This window comes from Pseudomonas sp. MPFS (assembly GCF_022537035.1).
GTDB classification, from domain to species: domain Bacteria; phylum Pseudomonadota; class Gammaproteobacteria; order Pseudomonadales; family Pseudomonadaceae; genus Aquipseudomonas; species Aquipseudomonas sessilinigenes.
On the sequence record NZ_CP066123.1, the window covers coordinates 5,431,266 to 5,444,781 of the forward strand.

The window sequence follows — 13,516 nt, forward strand, 5'->3', positions numbered from 1 at the left end:
ACCGCCTACACGCTTAATTAGAGGAAGGACAGATGTCGGAAAAATGCTTCGAGCATCGCATTGAACACTTGCCAATCCCCTTCCGAACTCAACAACGCGGCACATTGATGTTCAAAACGGAGGAGTCGACACTTGAACCAGATCTTCGTGCTCTACTGCAGAACGAAACATTCAAGACCGAGCTAGATCAGCTCGGCAAAGCAGGCTGGGAGTTAGTTGCCGTTCAACCAATCTGCAGGGGGGAAATCAAGGTTGGTAACCAGAATATGCAAGGCTGGGCCTACGGGTTTTCGATGCCTACTGGATACTTGCTTTTTCTTAAGCGCGAACGGCCAAACGACATTCAGATAGATACCGTCTAAGCCCTAGCGCTGGAGAATGAAAAGTATGAAAACCTCCACTCAGAACGCTGCTTAAGAGGCTTCACTCTTGTCCTCCTAAGCCGCCATTAGAAATGGCCGGCATAAAACAAGTGAGGAGCAAGTTATGCGTCGATTGAAATCAGCAGGACAATGGCTGGCAGAGCAGACGGCACAAGCATTGATTAAGGAGATAGTCAGAGCAGCATTTCAACTGATTTTCAAGATCTTAGGCGATAAGGGCTGACATCAAAAGCAGGCCAACTACACCTATCACAATTACTTCGCTAGGGCGTCAAAGCCCCCTGGCGAGGAGCAAGAACCCGGTGTTTGGACACCGGATTCTGCCGTCCCACCATCGCGCCCAATCAGTTTTCCAACCAAGACTCTACTGTGGCTGAACCATATTCAGCCTTCCACTCTTTCAACCTCCGGTGATTGCCACCCTTGGTTTCCACAATTTCACCACTGTGCGGGTTCTTGTAAACCTTTATCTGGCGCGGCTTACGAGCTGTAGTTTTTGACTCCTTAGGAGCAAAACGAACTGACTGGGGATCAAGCAGATTAATCACATCTTTCAAGCTATAGCCATACTCGCCAAGTAAGGCTCGCAGCTTACTTTCGAACTCCATTTCGTCCTTCAAACTGGAATCATTTTTCATCGATTCGAGCTCTGCCATCTGGGCAGCCAGCTGTTGTTCAAGCTTACGGTACTCAGCCAAACGAGACATAAAAAACCCTTATAATTTAGTGGCACAAAGTATACCTGAAGCAATTATAGCGCTCAGAGTCTATCTATGTGGGTGCTACCTCTCTCACCACGAGAAATATGAGGTTTCATCATTCAATAAAAACCGCTCTCGATACCAAGACCTGAGGGCTTCCCTCTACTGATGTAGAGGCTGCTTCGTCTATTGGAAGACAGAAGACCTATTCGTTTGAGCTGACAAAAAAATGAAAGGTTCCCGGTTAACCATTTCTTGAGGCGCACCACAAACCTCTAGCGGCATGCTTGGGAAACAGTCTTGCCAGAGTCTTGCCGCCCGTGAACCGCCATCTACTTTCGACATCTACACGCCGCTCATCGATGACAGCGCTGGCCATGATCGTTGCTGGCGGCATTGCAGTCAGTCCGGTGGTGAAAGCCGCTACAGCATCTGAGCAAACCAACATCGAAGTCATGGTCAGGCAGCTCAATGCCCTTGAGGACTCTGCGCGGCGTAGTAGCACCATCGCAGGTGAACCAGGGCAACGCTACTACTTCGACTATGACCGCCTGGCGGCAGACATCCAGCGGATCCGCCAAGGCCTCCAGGCTTATCTCACCCCGAGTCGTGCCCAACCTCGAGACGCCGCAGACCTCTCCGGTCAGTACACCACCGGAGGGAAGAGGCAATGAGCATGAGCTCTGTGCAATCTGCCGCATTCAACGCAGCAAGTGGTGCGACCGCCCAGGCTAGTACCAACCTAATCGTCGGGGCAGTTATGACCGTCGCAATGCTCTGGGCGGCATGGGCGCTATACAGCATCTGGCGTGGCTGGGCCACCAAAAATATCGATCGTTCAATAGCCAGTTCATCTGCCATCCGAGTGCTGCTGCTTCTGATGGTCCTGTCCTTCATCGTTCTCAGTTGATCAAAGGAGCAATCATGCCCACCCCCAAATTTCACCTAATCGCATTGATTGCCGCTGCATCTGTCATCCAGACAGCGAACGCGGCCCTGCCTCAGGCACAGCCTCCCTCCCGCGGCGAAGGGAAGAATTGGTTACAGACATTTCAAAACTACGGTTATGACGCATTCATGCTGCTGGGCCTGATAGCTGTTGGCACCATGATCATCGGGGTAGCTGTGCATGCCTTCGGGGTTTACCACGACATACATGAAGGTAAGAAGAAGTGGCGGGATCTCGGCTCGACTGCTGTCGTTGGCGTCTGCCTGATTGGCATCGCAATCTTCATGGTCACCAAGGCCACCAGCATTCTTTGATGGTAGTGAGCGCCCATGGCTGACGACAACCACGACGACAGAACCCTCCAGTTCCTACCCAATAACCTGAACCGACAGCCCGTAATCATGGGTGGACTTACCGCAGACGAGATGTGGGCAACGATTTCCGTCAGCGGTGCCGTTGGGTTTGTCCTTGGTGTGCCGGCGTCGATCCTCTTCGGAAACTGGTCGCTGATCATAGCTGGAGCATTGGTCGGAGGAGTGCTCGGGTTGTCCGTCGCAAGCAGGATCATTCGCCGCATGAAACGAGGACGCCCAGACACTTGGTTTTATCGCCACATACAAGTGGCCATAGCTCACCTTCCATTCGGCAACAGCAGCCTGATCACGCGATCAGGTGCATGGACCTGCCGCCGTGACTAAAAGGAACCTCCATGAGTTTTCGTAAAAAAGTGAACGCTCAAGAGGCGCACATCCTTAGTCTGCGCATTGCGCTGCTTTTGATGACGATGATTGCCGCCTATATGGCCTACGGCTGGAAAACTGCGCCTAGTGATCTGACCATCCACGTCCCACCAGATCTGCGTAGTGGCAGCACTCGAAAGTGGTGGGACGTCCCTCCTGAGAGCGTCTACGCCTTCGGCTTCTACATTTTTCAGCAGATGCAGAGATGGCCGCGCGACGGTGAGGAAGACTATTTAGCGAATATCAGCAGACTGGATGGCTACCTGACCCCCAGTTGCCGTGACTATCTAAAAAAAGACTACGAGCTAAGGCTGAATGCTGGAGAACTCCGGAAACGCGAACGCAGCGTGTCGGAGATTCCTGGCCGTGGGATCAGCGATCAGAGCGGAGAACACACCAACGTCAAGAGCATAAACGACTGGATTGTTAATCTCGATCTGATCGCTGACGAATCGGTTGCTGGGGAACGGGTTAAGCGGGCACTCGCAAGATACCCTCTACACATCATTCGATCTGATACCGACCCCGAGAAAAACCCGTTTGGCCTCTTGTGGAACTGCTACGCGGGCGATCCTCAACGCATCGAAGTCTCCCCGGCAGGAGATAAACCATGAACCTACGTCTGCGGTTAGGTCTGTGGTTAGCTGGCACTGCTCTCCTGGTAACGGCCAGCGCGCAGGCGGTTGAGATCATGCAGTGGGAGCGTATACCTCTTGCCGTTCCCCTCCACGTTGGTGAGGAAAGGATCGTGTTTGTCGACCAAAACGTTCGCGTCGGCATCCCTCCAACCATCGCCGGCAGCCTTCGTGTACAAAGCGTTGGAGGGGCAATCTACTTTCGAGCAAGCGAAGAAATTCCGCCTACACGGCTCCAACTGCAAAATGTCGCTACAGGCGAAATCATGCTTGTAGACATTGCAGCCACAGCACCTAAACCCGGCCAGGCCTCACTTGAGCCAGCAAAGATTATCGCGGGTGACAGCATTGCTGGGGCGCGTTATGGCCAAACCTCCAAACCAAGCACTCCTGGTTCAGCTCGAGCTCAAACACCTTCCCCCGCTGAGGAGGAGGCAGAGGAAGAGCCTCGTCATGAGACACCTTCTCCCGTCGCGCTAACACGATATGCAGCCCAAATGCTGTATGCACCTCTGCGCACTGTTGAGCCAGTAGCCGGAATCCAGCCGGTACGGGTGGATCGTAAAATGGATCTGAGCACTTTGCTTCCAACACTGCCTGTTGAAGCTGTGGCCATAGGAGCCTGGCAGCTCGACAACACATTTGTGACGGCAATCAAGCTGCGCAACTTGAGCCCCCAACAACTGACCCTAAATCCAAGGGACCTCCTAGGCAGCTTTGCAACAGCCACATACCAGCACCCCTACCTCGGGCCCCGGGGAAACCCTTCTGATACCACAACTCTGTACCTGGTCACCCAGGGCAAAGGGCTCAAACATTCGTTGCTTCCAAGTTCGGTAAACCAGATTGATCCGAAGATGGGGGGTGAACGTGAGCATTCAAAGTAATCCCCTCCTGAAGTGGCTTGCAGTGCCCTTTCTTGTCTTCGCTGCGGTTATGTTCTTTACCGCAACGAAGAAGAGTCAGGTGGATCACCAGGAAAACAACGTCGTGGCCATCGGTTCCGGTGAGGCACAAAAGCTAGGTGTGGATGGCGACACACCAGGTGACACGCTTCGGACCGTAGTCACAGAAAGCAAGGAGCTTCGGAAACAGGTGGCTGATCTGCTAAAGATCAACAACGATCAGAAGTCTCAGAACGAAGAGCTTCAGAAGCAGCTGAAGGACATGGACTCAAAAGTTGAGAGCCGTCTAGACAATGCGAAAAAAGAACTACAGGACGAGGTTCAGAACAAGAGCCAGGGCCTGATCGACTCTCTGCAAACTCAACTCAACAACCTCAGCAACCAACCTAACGCAGCTGGGGGCGACCTTCCAATTGGGTTTGGTGTGCAGCCAGGTGACGGCAAAGGCTTCGAACAGTCTCCTACGACGAAGGACGGCCTTGTCTGGATTGAACCACGCGATGCCACTGCTGTGGACGCGAACGGTAAACCCCTGCCCCTTGGCTCTAGTCAGGCTGCAAGCGGGTTCAACTTTCCTACCAGTTTCGGCCCGGCAGCCAACAGAGGCCAGAATGCACTGGAACAGATCGATCAAGGCCTGCGTCCTGGAAATCAGCAGGTCGACCGTGAAACCAGGAAGTTTGTGCGCAAGACCTACACCTTGCCCCAGAACTCCACGCTGATGGGATCAGTAGCCATGTCTGCCCTGATCGGCCGGGTGCCTATTGATGGAACCGTCAACGACCCGTTTCCTTTCAAGATCCTGATTGGCCCAGACAACCTGACTGCGAATGGCATCGAGCTCCCCAACGTAGCTGGTGCAGTCGCAACGGGCACCGCCAGTGGCGACTGGACACTCTCATGTGTAAGAGGGCAGATCCGCAGCCTGACGTTTGTCTTCAACGACGGCACTGTCAGGACCTTCCCGGCGCCGGCTGAAGACGCGGACGGCAACCAGAACAACAACCAGGCCAGCAGTACAGATGCGAAGACCATTCAGGGTGGCCTGGGCTGGATCAGCGACTCCTACGGTATTCCATGTATTTCGGGCGATCGGCGCTCCAACGCGGCCGAATATTTGACTAATCAGTCGCTTGTTACTGCCGCCGGTGCCGGCGTTGCGAAGCTGCTTAAGGCCGACGAGAGCAACAACACAACGATGTTCACCGGCAACGGCACCTCTTTCGGCACCACCGGCTCATCAGGAAATTCTGCGATCGGATCGATCTTGTCCGGAGGCGTAAGTGATATCCGCTCCTGGATGAACAAGCTCTATGGCGAGGCATTTGCTGCTGTGTATGTACAGCCTGGCGCGAAGGTCGCCGTACACCTCGATCAGCAACTGGCGATCGACTATGAACTGAAGGGTCGCAAAGTCGACTACCACTCCGGAGCGAATAATGTCCCAGCCGCGCTCGATTAATGCTCTCCCACTTGCAGTCATGGCAATTGCCCTCCTTGCAGGTTGCACAACAAACAAAGACAAACTGCTCCCGCACGGAGAAGAAACCATGATGGATGTTTGGCAACAGGGAGCCCCAGGGGGGGCGAGCAGCTCAAGCAGCCGACAAGTGCTCGATGCACGGTTACAACTGAGACGTCCCCTCGATGAGCAGCAGATGACGAATCAGCGCGCCACAGCAGACGACTTTGCACGCACCGCACAGAACGAGATCTACAGCCAATTTAAACGCCTGCCGAATCCTGACCTGGTCATGTACGTGTTCCCGCATCTGGCTGGATCTGACCCAGTGCCTGTTCCCGGATATACCACCGTTTTTCCGCTCTATCAGCGTGTGCAGTACGCAATGCCAGGCGAGCGGACAGAGGACTATTGAGATGGGATTCTTCGAGCGCCTGCGCGAAAAGCTCAACCTCGCGGTTGAGTCTGTTGAACAACTAACAAGTGAACCTGTTCACCCTGATCTAGAACAAGCGCGGGAGCGCTACCTGGAGCGCCTGCAGGCGCTGGGAATCCCCACTCCAAGTGAAGGGTCGCAACCGGCCAAAAAGAGCGATATATCGAAGCTCTACGAAGTTGCTCCGTCGATTGTGGACCTATTGCCCTGGGTCGAATACTTACCTGAGGAGCAGGCCATGCTGCTCGAGGACGGGGTATCGCGCGCGGCTTTCTTTGAGCTTGTACCGATCGGGACCGAGGGTCGAGAAGCCGAATGGCTACATCTTGCCAGGGACGCACTTGAAAATGCTCTGCAGGACAGCTTGGATGAGCTGGAAAGCTCGCCCTGGGTGCTACAACTCTATGCCCAAGACGAAACACGCTGGGACGAGTACCGGGAAAATCTGAACAAATACGTGCACCCTCGAGTACAGGGGAGTGAGTTCACCAAGCTCTACCTGGCCCTCTTTCAGCGTCACCTGGACGCGATTTCAAAACCTGGTGGACTTTTCGAAGATACGACGGTCAGCAAGCTGCCATGGCGGGGTCAGAACCGTAAGGTTCGCCTGGTCGTATATCGTCGGGTGAAAAAACAGGATCTCAACGTGCGCGGCCAAGATCCTGGCTCCTACCTGAAACTGATCTGCGAGCGACTCATCGGCGCCCTGGCAAATGCCGGCGTGGTTGCAAAACGCCTAGACCAAAGGGGAATCCAAAATTGGTTGATCCGTTGGTTCAATCCATACCCTGATCATCTAGGCGACAGTGACCAGGACATTCGACGGTTCTACGAACAAGTATGTGAGCCGCCCCGTGACCTCGAGGACGGTGAGCTTCCCCTAGCCAGCGGCACTGATTTTTCGCAGAACCTTTTTTTCAGAGAGCCGCTGTCAGACGTTGATAAAGGCCTGTGGTTTTTCGATGGCAGACCCCATCGAGTAGTGATGCTCGACCGGTTGAAGAACCCGCCTAAGACCGGTCATCTAACGGGTGAAATTAGACAAGCAGATGCGCTCAACGCCCTATTTGACCGTCTACCTGAGAACACAACACTTTGCATCACCATGGTGCCGACACCCCAGGACCTCCTCGAGGGGCACCTCGAGCAGCTGTCAAAGAAAGCGGTTGGCGATACTCAGGCCTCGCTGCACACGCGGCAAGACGTTGAAACTGCTTGTACCATCCTTGGTCGCAAGCACAAACTTTATCGCGCCAGCGTGGCCTTCTTTCTGAGCGGCAAAGACAGGGTAGAGCTGGATCAGCGATCAACCCAGCTCTGCAACGTACTGCAAGCTGCCGGCATGCATCCTGTGATGCCGCAAGATGAAGTCGCACCTCTCAACAGCTATCTGCGCTGGTTGCCTTGCAACTTCGATCCGAACGAACGTCGAGCCATGGACTGGTACGTCCAGCTGATGTTCGTTCAGCACATTGCGAATCTGGCCCCCATCTGGGGGCGCTCGACAGGAACCGGCCACCCAGGATTCACATTTTTCAACCGCGGCGGTGCGCCTCTCACATTCGATCCCTTCAACCGGCTTGACCGGCAAATGAATGCCCATGGCTTTATTTTCGGCCCCACCGGATCGGGCAAGTCCGCATCCCTGACAAACGTGATCTGCCAGATGCTTGCGATTTACGGTCCTCGGATGTACGTCGCCGAGGCCGGTAACAGCTTCGGCTTACTGGCACAGTTCGCACAGAACTTGGGGCTGTCGGTGCATAGAGTGCGCCTAGCGCCGGGTTCCGGCGTGAGTCTTGCCCCCTTTGCAGATGCCATCAAACTGGTCCAGACCCCAAATATGGTCAAAGTCCTCGATGCGGACGACATCGAGGCCTCCGACGCCACTTCCCAGCGCGCAGAGATGGAAGATGAGCAGCGGGACATCCTCGGAGAAATGGAGATCATTGCTCGTTTGATGATTACCGGCGGCGAAGAAAAAGAAGATGAACGCATGACCAGGGCCGACCGAAGCGCCATCCGACAAGCCATTCTTGCCGCTGCCAATACCTGCGTGAAGGCGGGGCGCGTCGTGTTGACCCAGGATGTGCGTGATGCCCTGTACGAGGCCTCTCGTAACGAAGGAACCCCCGAAACTAGGCGAAACCGGCTTTCGGAAATGGCTGAGGCGATGGACATGTTCACCATGGGTGCGGACGGCGAGATGTTCAACCGCGAAGGCACCCCATGGCCGGAGGCGGACCTGACTGTCGTTGATTTCGCAACATACGCTCGCGAAGGCTATGCAGCCCAGCTTGCGATCGCCTACATCTCAATGCTCAACACAGTGAACAACATCGCCGAACGCGATCAGTACAAAGGCCGCCCGATCGTCAAAATCACTGACGAAGGCCACATCATCACTAAGCACCCCCTGCTGCTCCCCTACGCCATGAAGATCACGAAAATGTGGCGAAAGCTCGGTGCTTGGTTCTGGCTAGCAACACAAAACATCGATGACATCCCAGCCTCCGGTGCACCTATGCTCAACATGATTGAGTGGTGGATGTGCCTCAATATGCCGCCGGATGAGGTCGAGAAAATTGCAAATTTCCGAGAGCTCACGTCAGCACAGAAAAAAATGATCCTTTCTGCAAGTAAAGAGAGCGGGAAATTCACCGAAGGTGTGCTTCTGGGCAAAGGCAAAGAGTTCCTCTTCCGTGTAGTACCACCGAGCCTATATCTCGCCCTTGCCATGACCGAAAGTGAAGAAAAGGCCCAGCGCTTCAAGATCATGCAGGAGCTCGGATGCGATGAGCTTCATGCAGCACTTCAAGTAGCCGCGGATCTCGATCGGCAGCGCGGTATCGCATCGTTCCCCATCAAATTTCCTGAAAACAAGGCCATGGAGCACCAGGCATGAGAGTCCTCAATACCTTGACACAGAATTTAATCGAGAGCTTGACCCAGCTGCTTAAAAGCCCGGGCGAGGATGCCCTGCAGGCGCTCGAGGTGTGTGCCCCTGTACTGATCGAAGAGCTGCAACAGATCAAAAGTAATGCTCTTGATCGACGCGAAGTGATGCCACGGATTCAGTCAGCGCTGAATGAGTGGTTACAGCGACACCCACAACAGGAAGAAGCCGTTAAGGACCTTCTAGCGGCCCTGGAACGACAAAAGCTACTGGCCAAGACCTCTAAGGCTACCGAGGAACCTAAGACATGAACGCAAAGCGTAAGGACATAGTCCTTTTTGCGATCATCGTGGTCATCGCATTAATCACGTTTGTCGTGATTCCTGTGGTGTACCTGTCGAAAAGCAAACCACCAGGTGGCTCGAGCAAGGGGAAAGAGAGTTCCTGGCTCTATGGTAAACCGGATGCCAGGTGGACCATCACCGAGTATGCCGACCTCGAGTGTCCATACTGCAGGACTTACACCCCACAACTCATGCAGTGGATCGATGGGCAAACAGACGTCAACCTCGTCTGGCACCATTTTCCACTGCAGATGCATGGAGCTGCAGCGCTTAAAGAGGCGCGCCTGGTGCAATGTGCCGGCAAACTTGGAGGGGGTAAGGCATTCTGGAATGCGATAGAGCAGGTCCTGCAGCACACGCGGGGCGATGGCCAGGGACTGGTCACGCCTATTGTCCTGTCGGGTATCGACATAGCAGGGCTTGATAGATGTGCGGCTCTCGATACAGAGGTCGCTCAAGAGGTCGATCGGCAACTGCAGTTGGCACAGCAGGCTGGAGTAGCAACAACACCGACAATAGAGATTACTGATACCCAAACAGGGCACTCCGTTCTCCTGGAAGGCCCTGTTGATTAAGCCTCAATCTACTCGGGCATTGAAAGTCCTGTACTCCAGTCAAATCGAAGTTAGGCGCATTCATTCCAGCCAGCGCTCCATTCTCCCCACCAGACATCACCAGATTAAATATTGCCCTGGATTACAGGGACAGCCACATGTGGAAAGAAAGAGCCTGAGGATGAGGCGAATTTTTTCATCGTAAAACATAATTAATTTGTGAATAAGTGTTAACTATATCGGTGATACCTTGATCTGCTTGGGCTTGGGGATACAGCGCAGCAGGGTTTGACGTGAGAGTTTCAGTTCTATGTACATGTGGTGGCACATTGACCACTTATTACCACGCCAATTACTATAAATAATTTATTTGACATGCATCATGTCATGTGCAAAACATTGAATCGTTGCGCAACGAATCTTCTCTAAAACTCAGAAAGGAAAATTAAAAATGGAATCGAAAGTTAATAATGAAGTTGGCTTTGAGCTTGAGTTGGATGCAGAGACTGCGAAGAAATTTTCCGTAATTCTCAATGATGAGAGCCTGATGCATGCTGGATTTGTAGCTCACCAATCGAATAACAACGTATTGACGTTGGAGCTGGGCGAAGAAACTAAAGCCGCAGCATAAAAAAACGGGAGGGAAGTAATTCCCTCCCGTCTTCCTTGTGTTGAATTAATTTTCAAGCGCACTTTATCATAGCTCAAGGTTATTTATTATGCAGAGGCTTAGTTCTAGCCTTCGTCGTCGTAGTGCCGAAGAAACGTTAGAGATTATAGCCAGGGATATAGCTCCGAGTTTAGGCATTACTCGAGTGACAGATACAACCTGGCTGGACCGTATTGGAATTCCAGTGTTCGCCAGCATACGACCAACTGCATCGAAAGGGTCTCTATGCGTAAACGCAGGTAAAGGCCTCAGGTCGAAAGAGGCCAAAATAGGCGCCTATATGGAGGCTATAGAGTTCAGCCTTGCACAATATAATGCGGCAGGGCTGGAACTCATAAAAAGCACGCCGCGAATGTTAACTGAGGGTTATGAGGGCCGAATAAACTTTAATCAATTTTGTATGCTGCATGGTTTTTCTGCTAAACCTGACTCTCTTATAATGGCCGTCGAAGTTGAAGACGTACTACTCAAGACCAAAGTTCTCGCTCCTGCAGAGCTAGTATTTATTCCATACTCTGAAAATCCAGGTCAAAAACTTTTTGGAGAAAGCTCCAGTGGCCTAGCTTCAGGAAATGATCTGATAGAAGCTTCGGTTCATGCCGTATGTGAATTAATGGAGCGCGATGTTCAATCGTTTAATCATTTACATGATCGCTCCTGCTTAGTTAACCTCGATCATTGCAGTGAAGAAATTGAAAGCCTGATTAAAAAAATTATCAACGCAGGGCTGAGTCTATCGGTTCGTTATACCGAAAACTGTTTTGGTGTAGCGTACTTCCAGGCCTTCATCATGGAAGAATCTCCTCTAGCTCCGATATCTGTTGCTACCGGTTCAGGATTGCATCCCATTAAGGAAATAGCCTTAATTCGGGCTATTTGCGAGGCTGCTCAAAGCCGTCTAAGCCACATTCATGGTGGGAGAGACGACATTATTGAGCGTGTTAAATACTTCAAAGAGAAGGGCCGTTCGGTCGAATTGAAGGCTATCTCACGCCTTCGAGACGTGGCCGTCTCTGGGCATCAAATCGATTACTCTTCAATCGACTGCCAGCAAGACCAAATTTCTACGATAGAGACGGCCTGGGAATTTCTAATCGAGAAATTGCAGCATGCAGGAATGAATACTGTGCTGAGGGTATTGCTCAGTAAAGAATCAGATGACATCGCCGTGGTTAGATTAATTATTCCAGGACTTGAAGCCTTCGAGCCTGGTTTGAAAAGGGTTGGTCCGAGGTTGAGTATGTATGTCAAACAAAATACATGAGATGTGCACACTATTTGTTGGCCCCTCCTTGCAAGGAATAGACAGCAAATTATTAGCTCATGAAAATCTTATTGTTAGGCCTCCCATCAGGCGTGGTGATATAGAGAGCTTGATAGAGCAGTCGCCCCCGTCGAATATAGCTATTGTTGATGGCATATTTCATGCACACCCTGCTGTTGGTCATGCCGAAATACTTAGTGCCTTGAGAGCAGGATGGAAAATTTGGGGGTTGTCTTCCATGGGAGCAATTCGCGCCTGTGAAATGGACATATTGGGAATGAAAGGATTTGGTGATGTATATCGTCAGTTCTCTAGCGACCCAAACATGTCTGATGACGAAGTCACACTAATACATCAAGAACAAGAGCCCTTCCTTTCTATTAGTGAACCAATGATTCACATAAGATTTTTTTTAAGACACTGGCTCAACGAACGCATAATTACGGTAGAGCAAGAACAGAGCTTAATTCATAAAATAAAGAATATGTGGTATGGATATCGCACGCTCAAATTCTTGAGAGAAGCTTTGCTGGAGCTTCCCGTAGCCGCAGAAAAAATTGATATTGCTCTAAAAAACTTTTCTACCTATAGAATTAAGAGTTTGGATCTAATCGAATTTCTGAAACTGCAACCATGGACGAGGACGGTAAATTAGAATGTCACCATCAGAAATATTATATGAAATAAATGGCTTGCCTTTCGTAAACCCTTTATTCAATAGCAAAAAGCTGTTAACGCTTGTGGCCATTGTACGTAGAAACATTGATGGAGGAGAGCTTCCTTTAGCTGCATATTTACAACCAGACGTTGCTACCGCCCTGTATGGCCGACATGTTGTAGGGGCTCCGGAATTCCCACCTCATCAAACACTTTGCAGTGCAGAACGGTTTATGTTAGAGGAAGCCACAAACAATATTAAGTCTATGTTTCCAGAGTGGGCCACCCTACTGGATATTCCGTTAAACACATATAGGCTAATGAATAACCAAGTAAGCCTGACTAACCCCGTACTGCCTCAACAAATGTTTCTCGGAGAAACCGCCTTTACTAGTATGACCGACCTTGAAGAGCTGCTGGTACATGAGCTGTCTCATATCTGGTCGAGTTTGATTGCGGAGATTTACGACTTCCAAATTAAAGAAAGCTCAAATAGCTACATACTGCCATCAGGAACTGGCGGTAAAAACCCCAGGGGAGTATTACTAGCCTGCCTATTTGCGGTCAGCGCTGTAAACTATCACCAACGACTACTTGTTAGTGGTTCCGTACGAGCTCGCCCTGAGAGGCTTGATTATTTGCATCAGTACTTTATCAGAAGTCTAGCCACCCTTCAGGCTTCAGAGGAGCTGTCCGAGATTGGAAAGCTGATTACCTCTAGACTGGACGTGTTTTCTAGCGAACTAACAATTGATATAAATCAAGGATAACTATGGCCATCGTACATTTCCCCCGGCAATTTCTGTCCTACACCGACCAGCATAAAACGCACTGTGTCGAAGGCTTTTCTCTTAATGAAGTACTAAAAAATCTGACCGTGCGATTTCCAGCTCTGATTGGCCCGGTTTTTTCACAAGATC

General features: G+C 51.5%; 17 protein-coding genes. 16 read left to right on the top strand and 1 reads right to left on the bottom strand.

From position 1 onward, the window contains the following. The first annotated feature begins 32 nt into the window (after window positions 1-32). Complete coding sequence (locus I9018_RS24880; protein WP_241107777.1) at window positions 33-362, top strand: hypothetical protein; 330 nt, start codon at window positions 33-35, stop codon at window positions 360-362. A gap of 365 nt (window positions 363-727) precedes the next feature. On the opposite strand, the gene I9018_RS24885 is transcribed toward I9018_RS24880, so the two are convergent. Next, window positions 728-1,090, bottom strand: a complete 363-nt coding sequence (locus I9018_RS24885) for a histone-like nucleoid-structuring protein, MvaT/MvaU family (protein ID WP_241107778.1) — start codon at window positions 1,088-1,090, stop codon at window positions 728-730. A 356-nt stretch (window positions 1,091-1,446) separates the two neighbouring features. On the opposite strand from I9018_RS24885, the gene I9018_RS24890 reads away from it, so the two are divergent. The 15 genes from I9018_RS24890 (at window position 1,447) to I9018_RS24960 (ending at window position 13,366) form a co-directional block, all read left to right on the top strand. After that, window positions 1,447-1,758, top strand: coding sequence for an RAQPRD family integrative conjugative element protein (locus I9018_RS24890; protein ID WP_241107779.1), 312 nt, complete (start codon window positions 1,447-1,449; stop codon window positions 1,756-1,758). Then, window positions 1,755-1,994: a TIGR03758 family integrating conjugative element protein gene (locus tag I9018_RS24895; RefSeq protein WP_241107780.1), complete on the top strand. Its 240-nt coding sequence runs from the start codon at window positions 1,755-1,757 to the stop codon at window positions 1,992-1,994. Before I9018_RS24890 ends, I9018_RS24895 begins: the two co-directional genes overlap by 4 nt. A gap of 14 nt (window positions 1,995-2,008) precedes the next feature. After that, a complete protein-coding gene (locus I9018_RS24900; protein WP_241107781.1) occupies window positions 2,009-2,347 on the top strand; it encodes a TIGR03745 family integrating conjugative element membrane protein in 339 nt (112 codons plus the stop codon). A gap of 15 nt (window positions 2,348-2,362) precedes the next feature. Beyond that, a complete protein-coding gene (locus I9018_RS24905) occupies window positions 2,363-2,731 on the top strand; it encodes a TIGR03750 family conjugal transfer protein (RefSeq protein WP_085600486.1) in 369 nt (122 codons plus the stop codon). An 11-nt stretch (window positions 2,732-2,742) separates the two neighbouring features. Next, window positions 2,743-3,387, top strand: coding sequence for a PFL_4703 family integrating conjugative element protein (locus I9018_RS24910; protein WP_085600488.1), 645 nt, complete (start codon window positions 2,743-2,745; stop codon window positions 3,385-3,387). Next, window positions 3,384-4,295 carry a TIGR03749 family integrating conjugative element protein gene (locus I9018_RS24915; protein ID WP_241107782.1) on the top strand — a complete coding sequence of 304 codons (912 nt, stop codon included), beginning with the start codon at window positions 3,384-3,386 and terminating at the stop codon, window positions 4,293-4,295. The genes I9018_RS24910 and I9018_RS24915 overlap by 4 nt, the downstream gene beginning before the upstream one ends. Beyond that, window positions 4,279-5,775 (top strand): TIGR03752 family integrating conjugative element protein, encoded by a 1,497-nt coding sequence (locus I9018_RS24920; RefSeq protein ID WP_241107783.1) that lies wholly within the window; start codon window positions 4,279-4,281, stop codon window positions 5,773-5,775. The genes I9018_RS24915 and I9018_RS24920 overlap by 17 nt, the downstream gene beginning before the upstream one ends. Beyond that, entirely contained in the window at window positions 5,753-6,190 is a 438-nt protein-coding gene (locus I9018_RS24925; RefSeq protein ID WP_085600492.1) for a TIGR03751 family conjugal transfer lipoprotein, read from the top strand. The genes I9018_RS24920 and I9018_RS24925 overlap by 23 nt, the downstream gene beginning before the upstream one ends. A gap of 1 nt (window position 6,191) precedes the next feature. Beyond that, complete coding sequence (locus I9018_RS24930) at window positions 6,192-9,116, top strand: conjugative transfer ATPase (RefSeq protein WP_241107784.1); 2,925 nt, start codon at window positions 6,192-6,194, stop codon at window positions 9,114-9,116. Next, complete coding sequence (locus I9018_RS24935) at window positions 9,113-9,418, top strand: hypothetical protein (RefSeq protein WP_241107785.1); 306 nt, start codon at window positions 9,113-9,115, stop codon at window positions 9,416-9,418. The genes I9018_RS24930 and I9018_RS24935 overlap by 4 nt, the downstream gene beginning before the upstream one ends. Continuing rightward, entirely contained in the window at window positions 9,415-10,026 is a 612-nt protein-coding gene (locus tag I9018_RS24940; RefSeq protein WP_241107786.1) for a DsbA family protein, read from the top strand. Before I9018_RS24935 ends, I9018_RS24940 begins: the two co-directional genes overlap by 4 nt. A gap of 430 nt (window positions 10,027-10,456) precedes the next feature. Beyond that, window positions 10,457-10,636, top strand: a complete 180-nt coding sequence (locus I9018_RS24945; RefSeq protein ID WP_241107787.1) for a hypothetical protein — start codon at window positions 10,457-10,459, stop codon at window positions 10,634-10,636. An 88-nt stretch (window positions 10,637-10,724) separates the two neighbouring features. Further along, complete coding sequence (locus tag I9018_RS24950) at window positions 10,725-11,939, top strand: YcaO-like family protein (RefSeq protein WP_241107788.1); 1,215 nt, start codon at window positions 10,725-10,727, stop codon at window positions 11,937-11,939. Next, window positions 11,920-12,594 (top strand): TfuA-like protein, encoded by a 675-nt coding sequence (locus tag I9018_RS24955; protein ID WP_241107789.1) that lies wholly within the window; start codon window positions 11,920-11,922, stop codon window positions 12,592-12,594. Before I9018_RS24950 ends, I9018_RS24955 begins: the two co-directional genes overlap by 20 nt. Window position 12,595: 1 nt before the next feature. Continuing rightward, on the top strand, window positions 12,596-13,366 hold the full coding sequence (locus tag I9018_RS24960; protein WP_241107790.1) for a hypothetical protein: 771 nt from the start codon (window positions 12,596-12,598) through the stop codon (window positions 13,364-13,366). Window positions 13,367-13,516 lie beyond the last annotated feature (150 nt).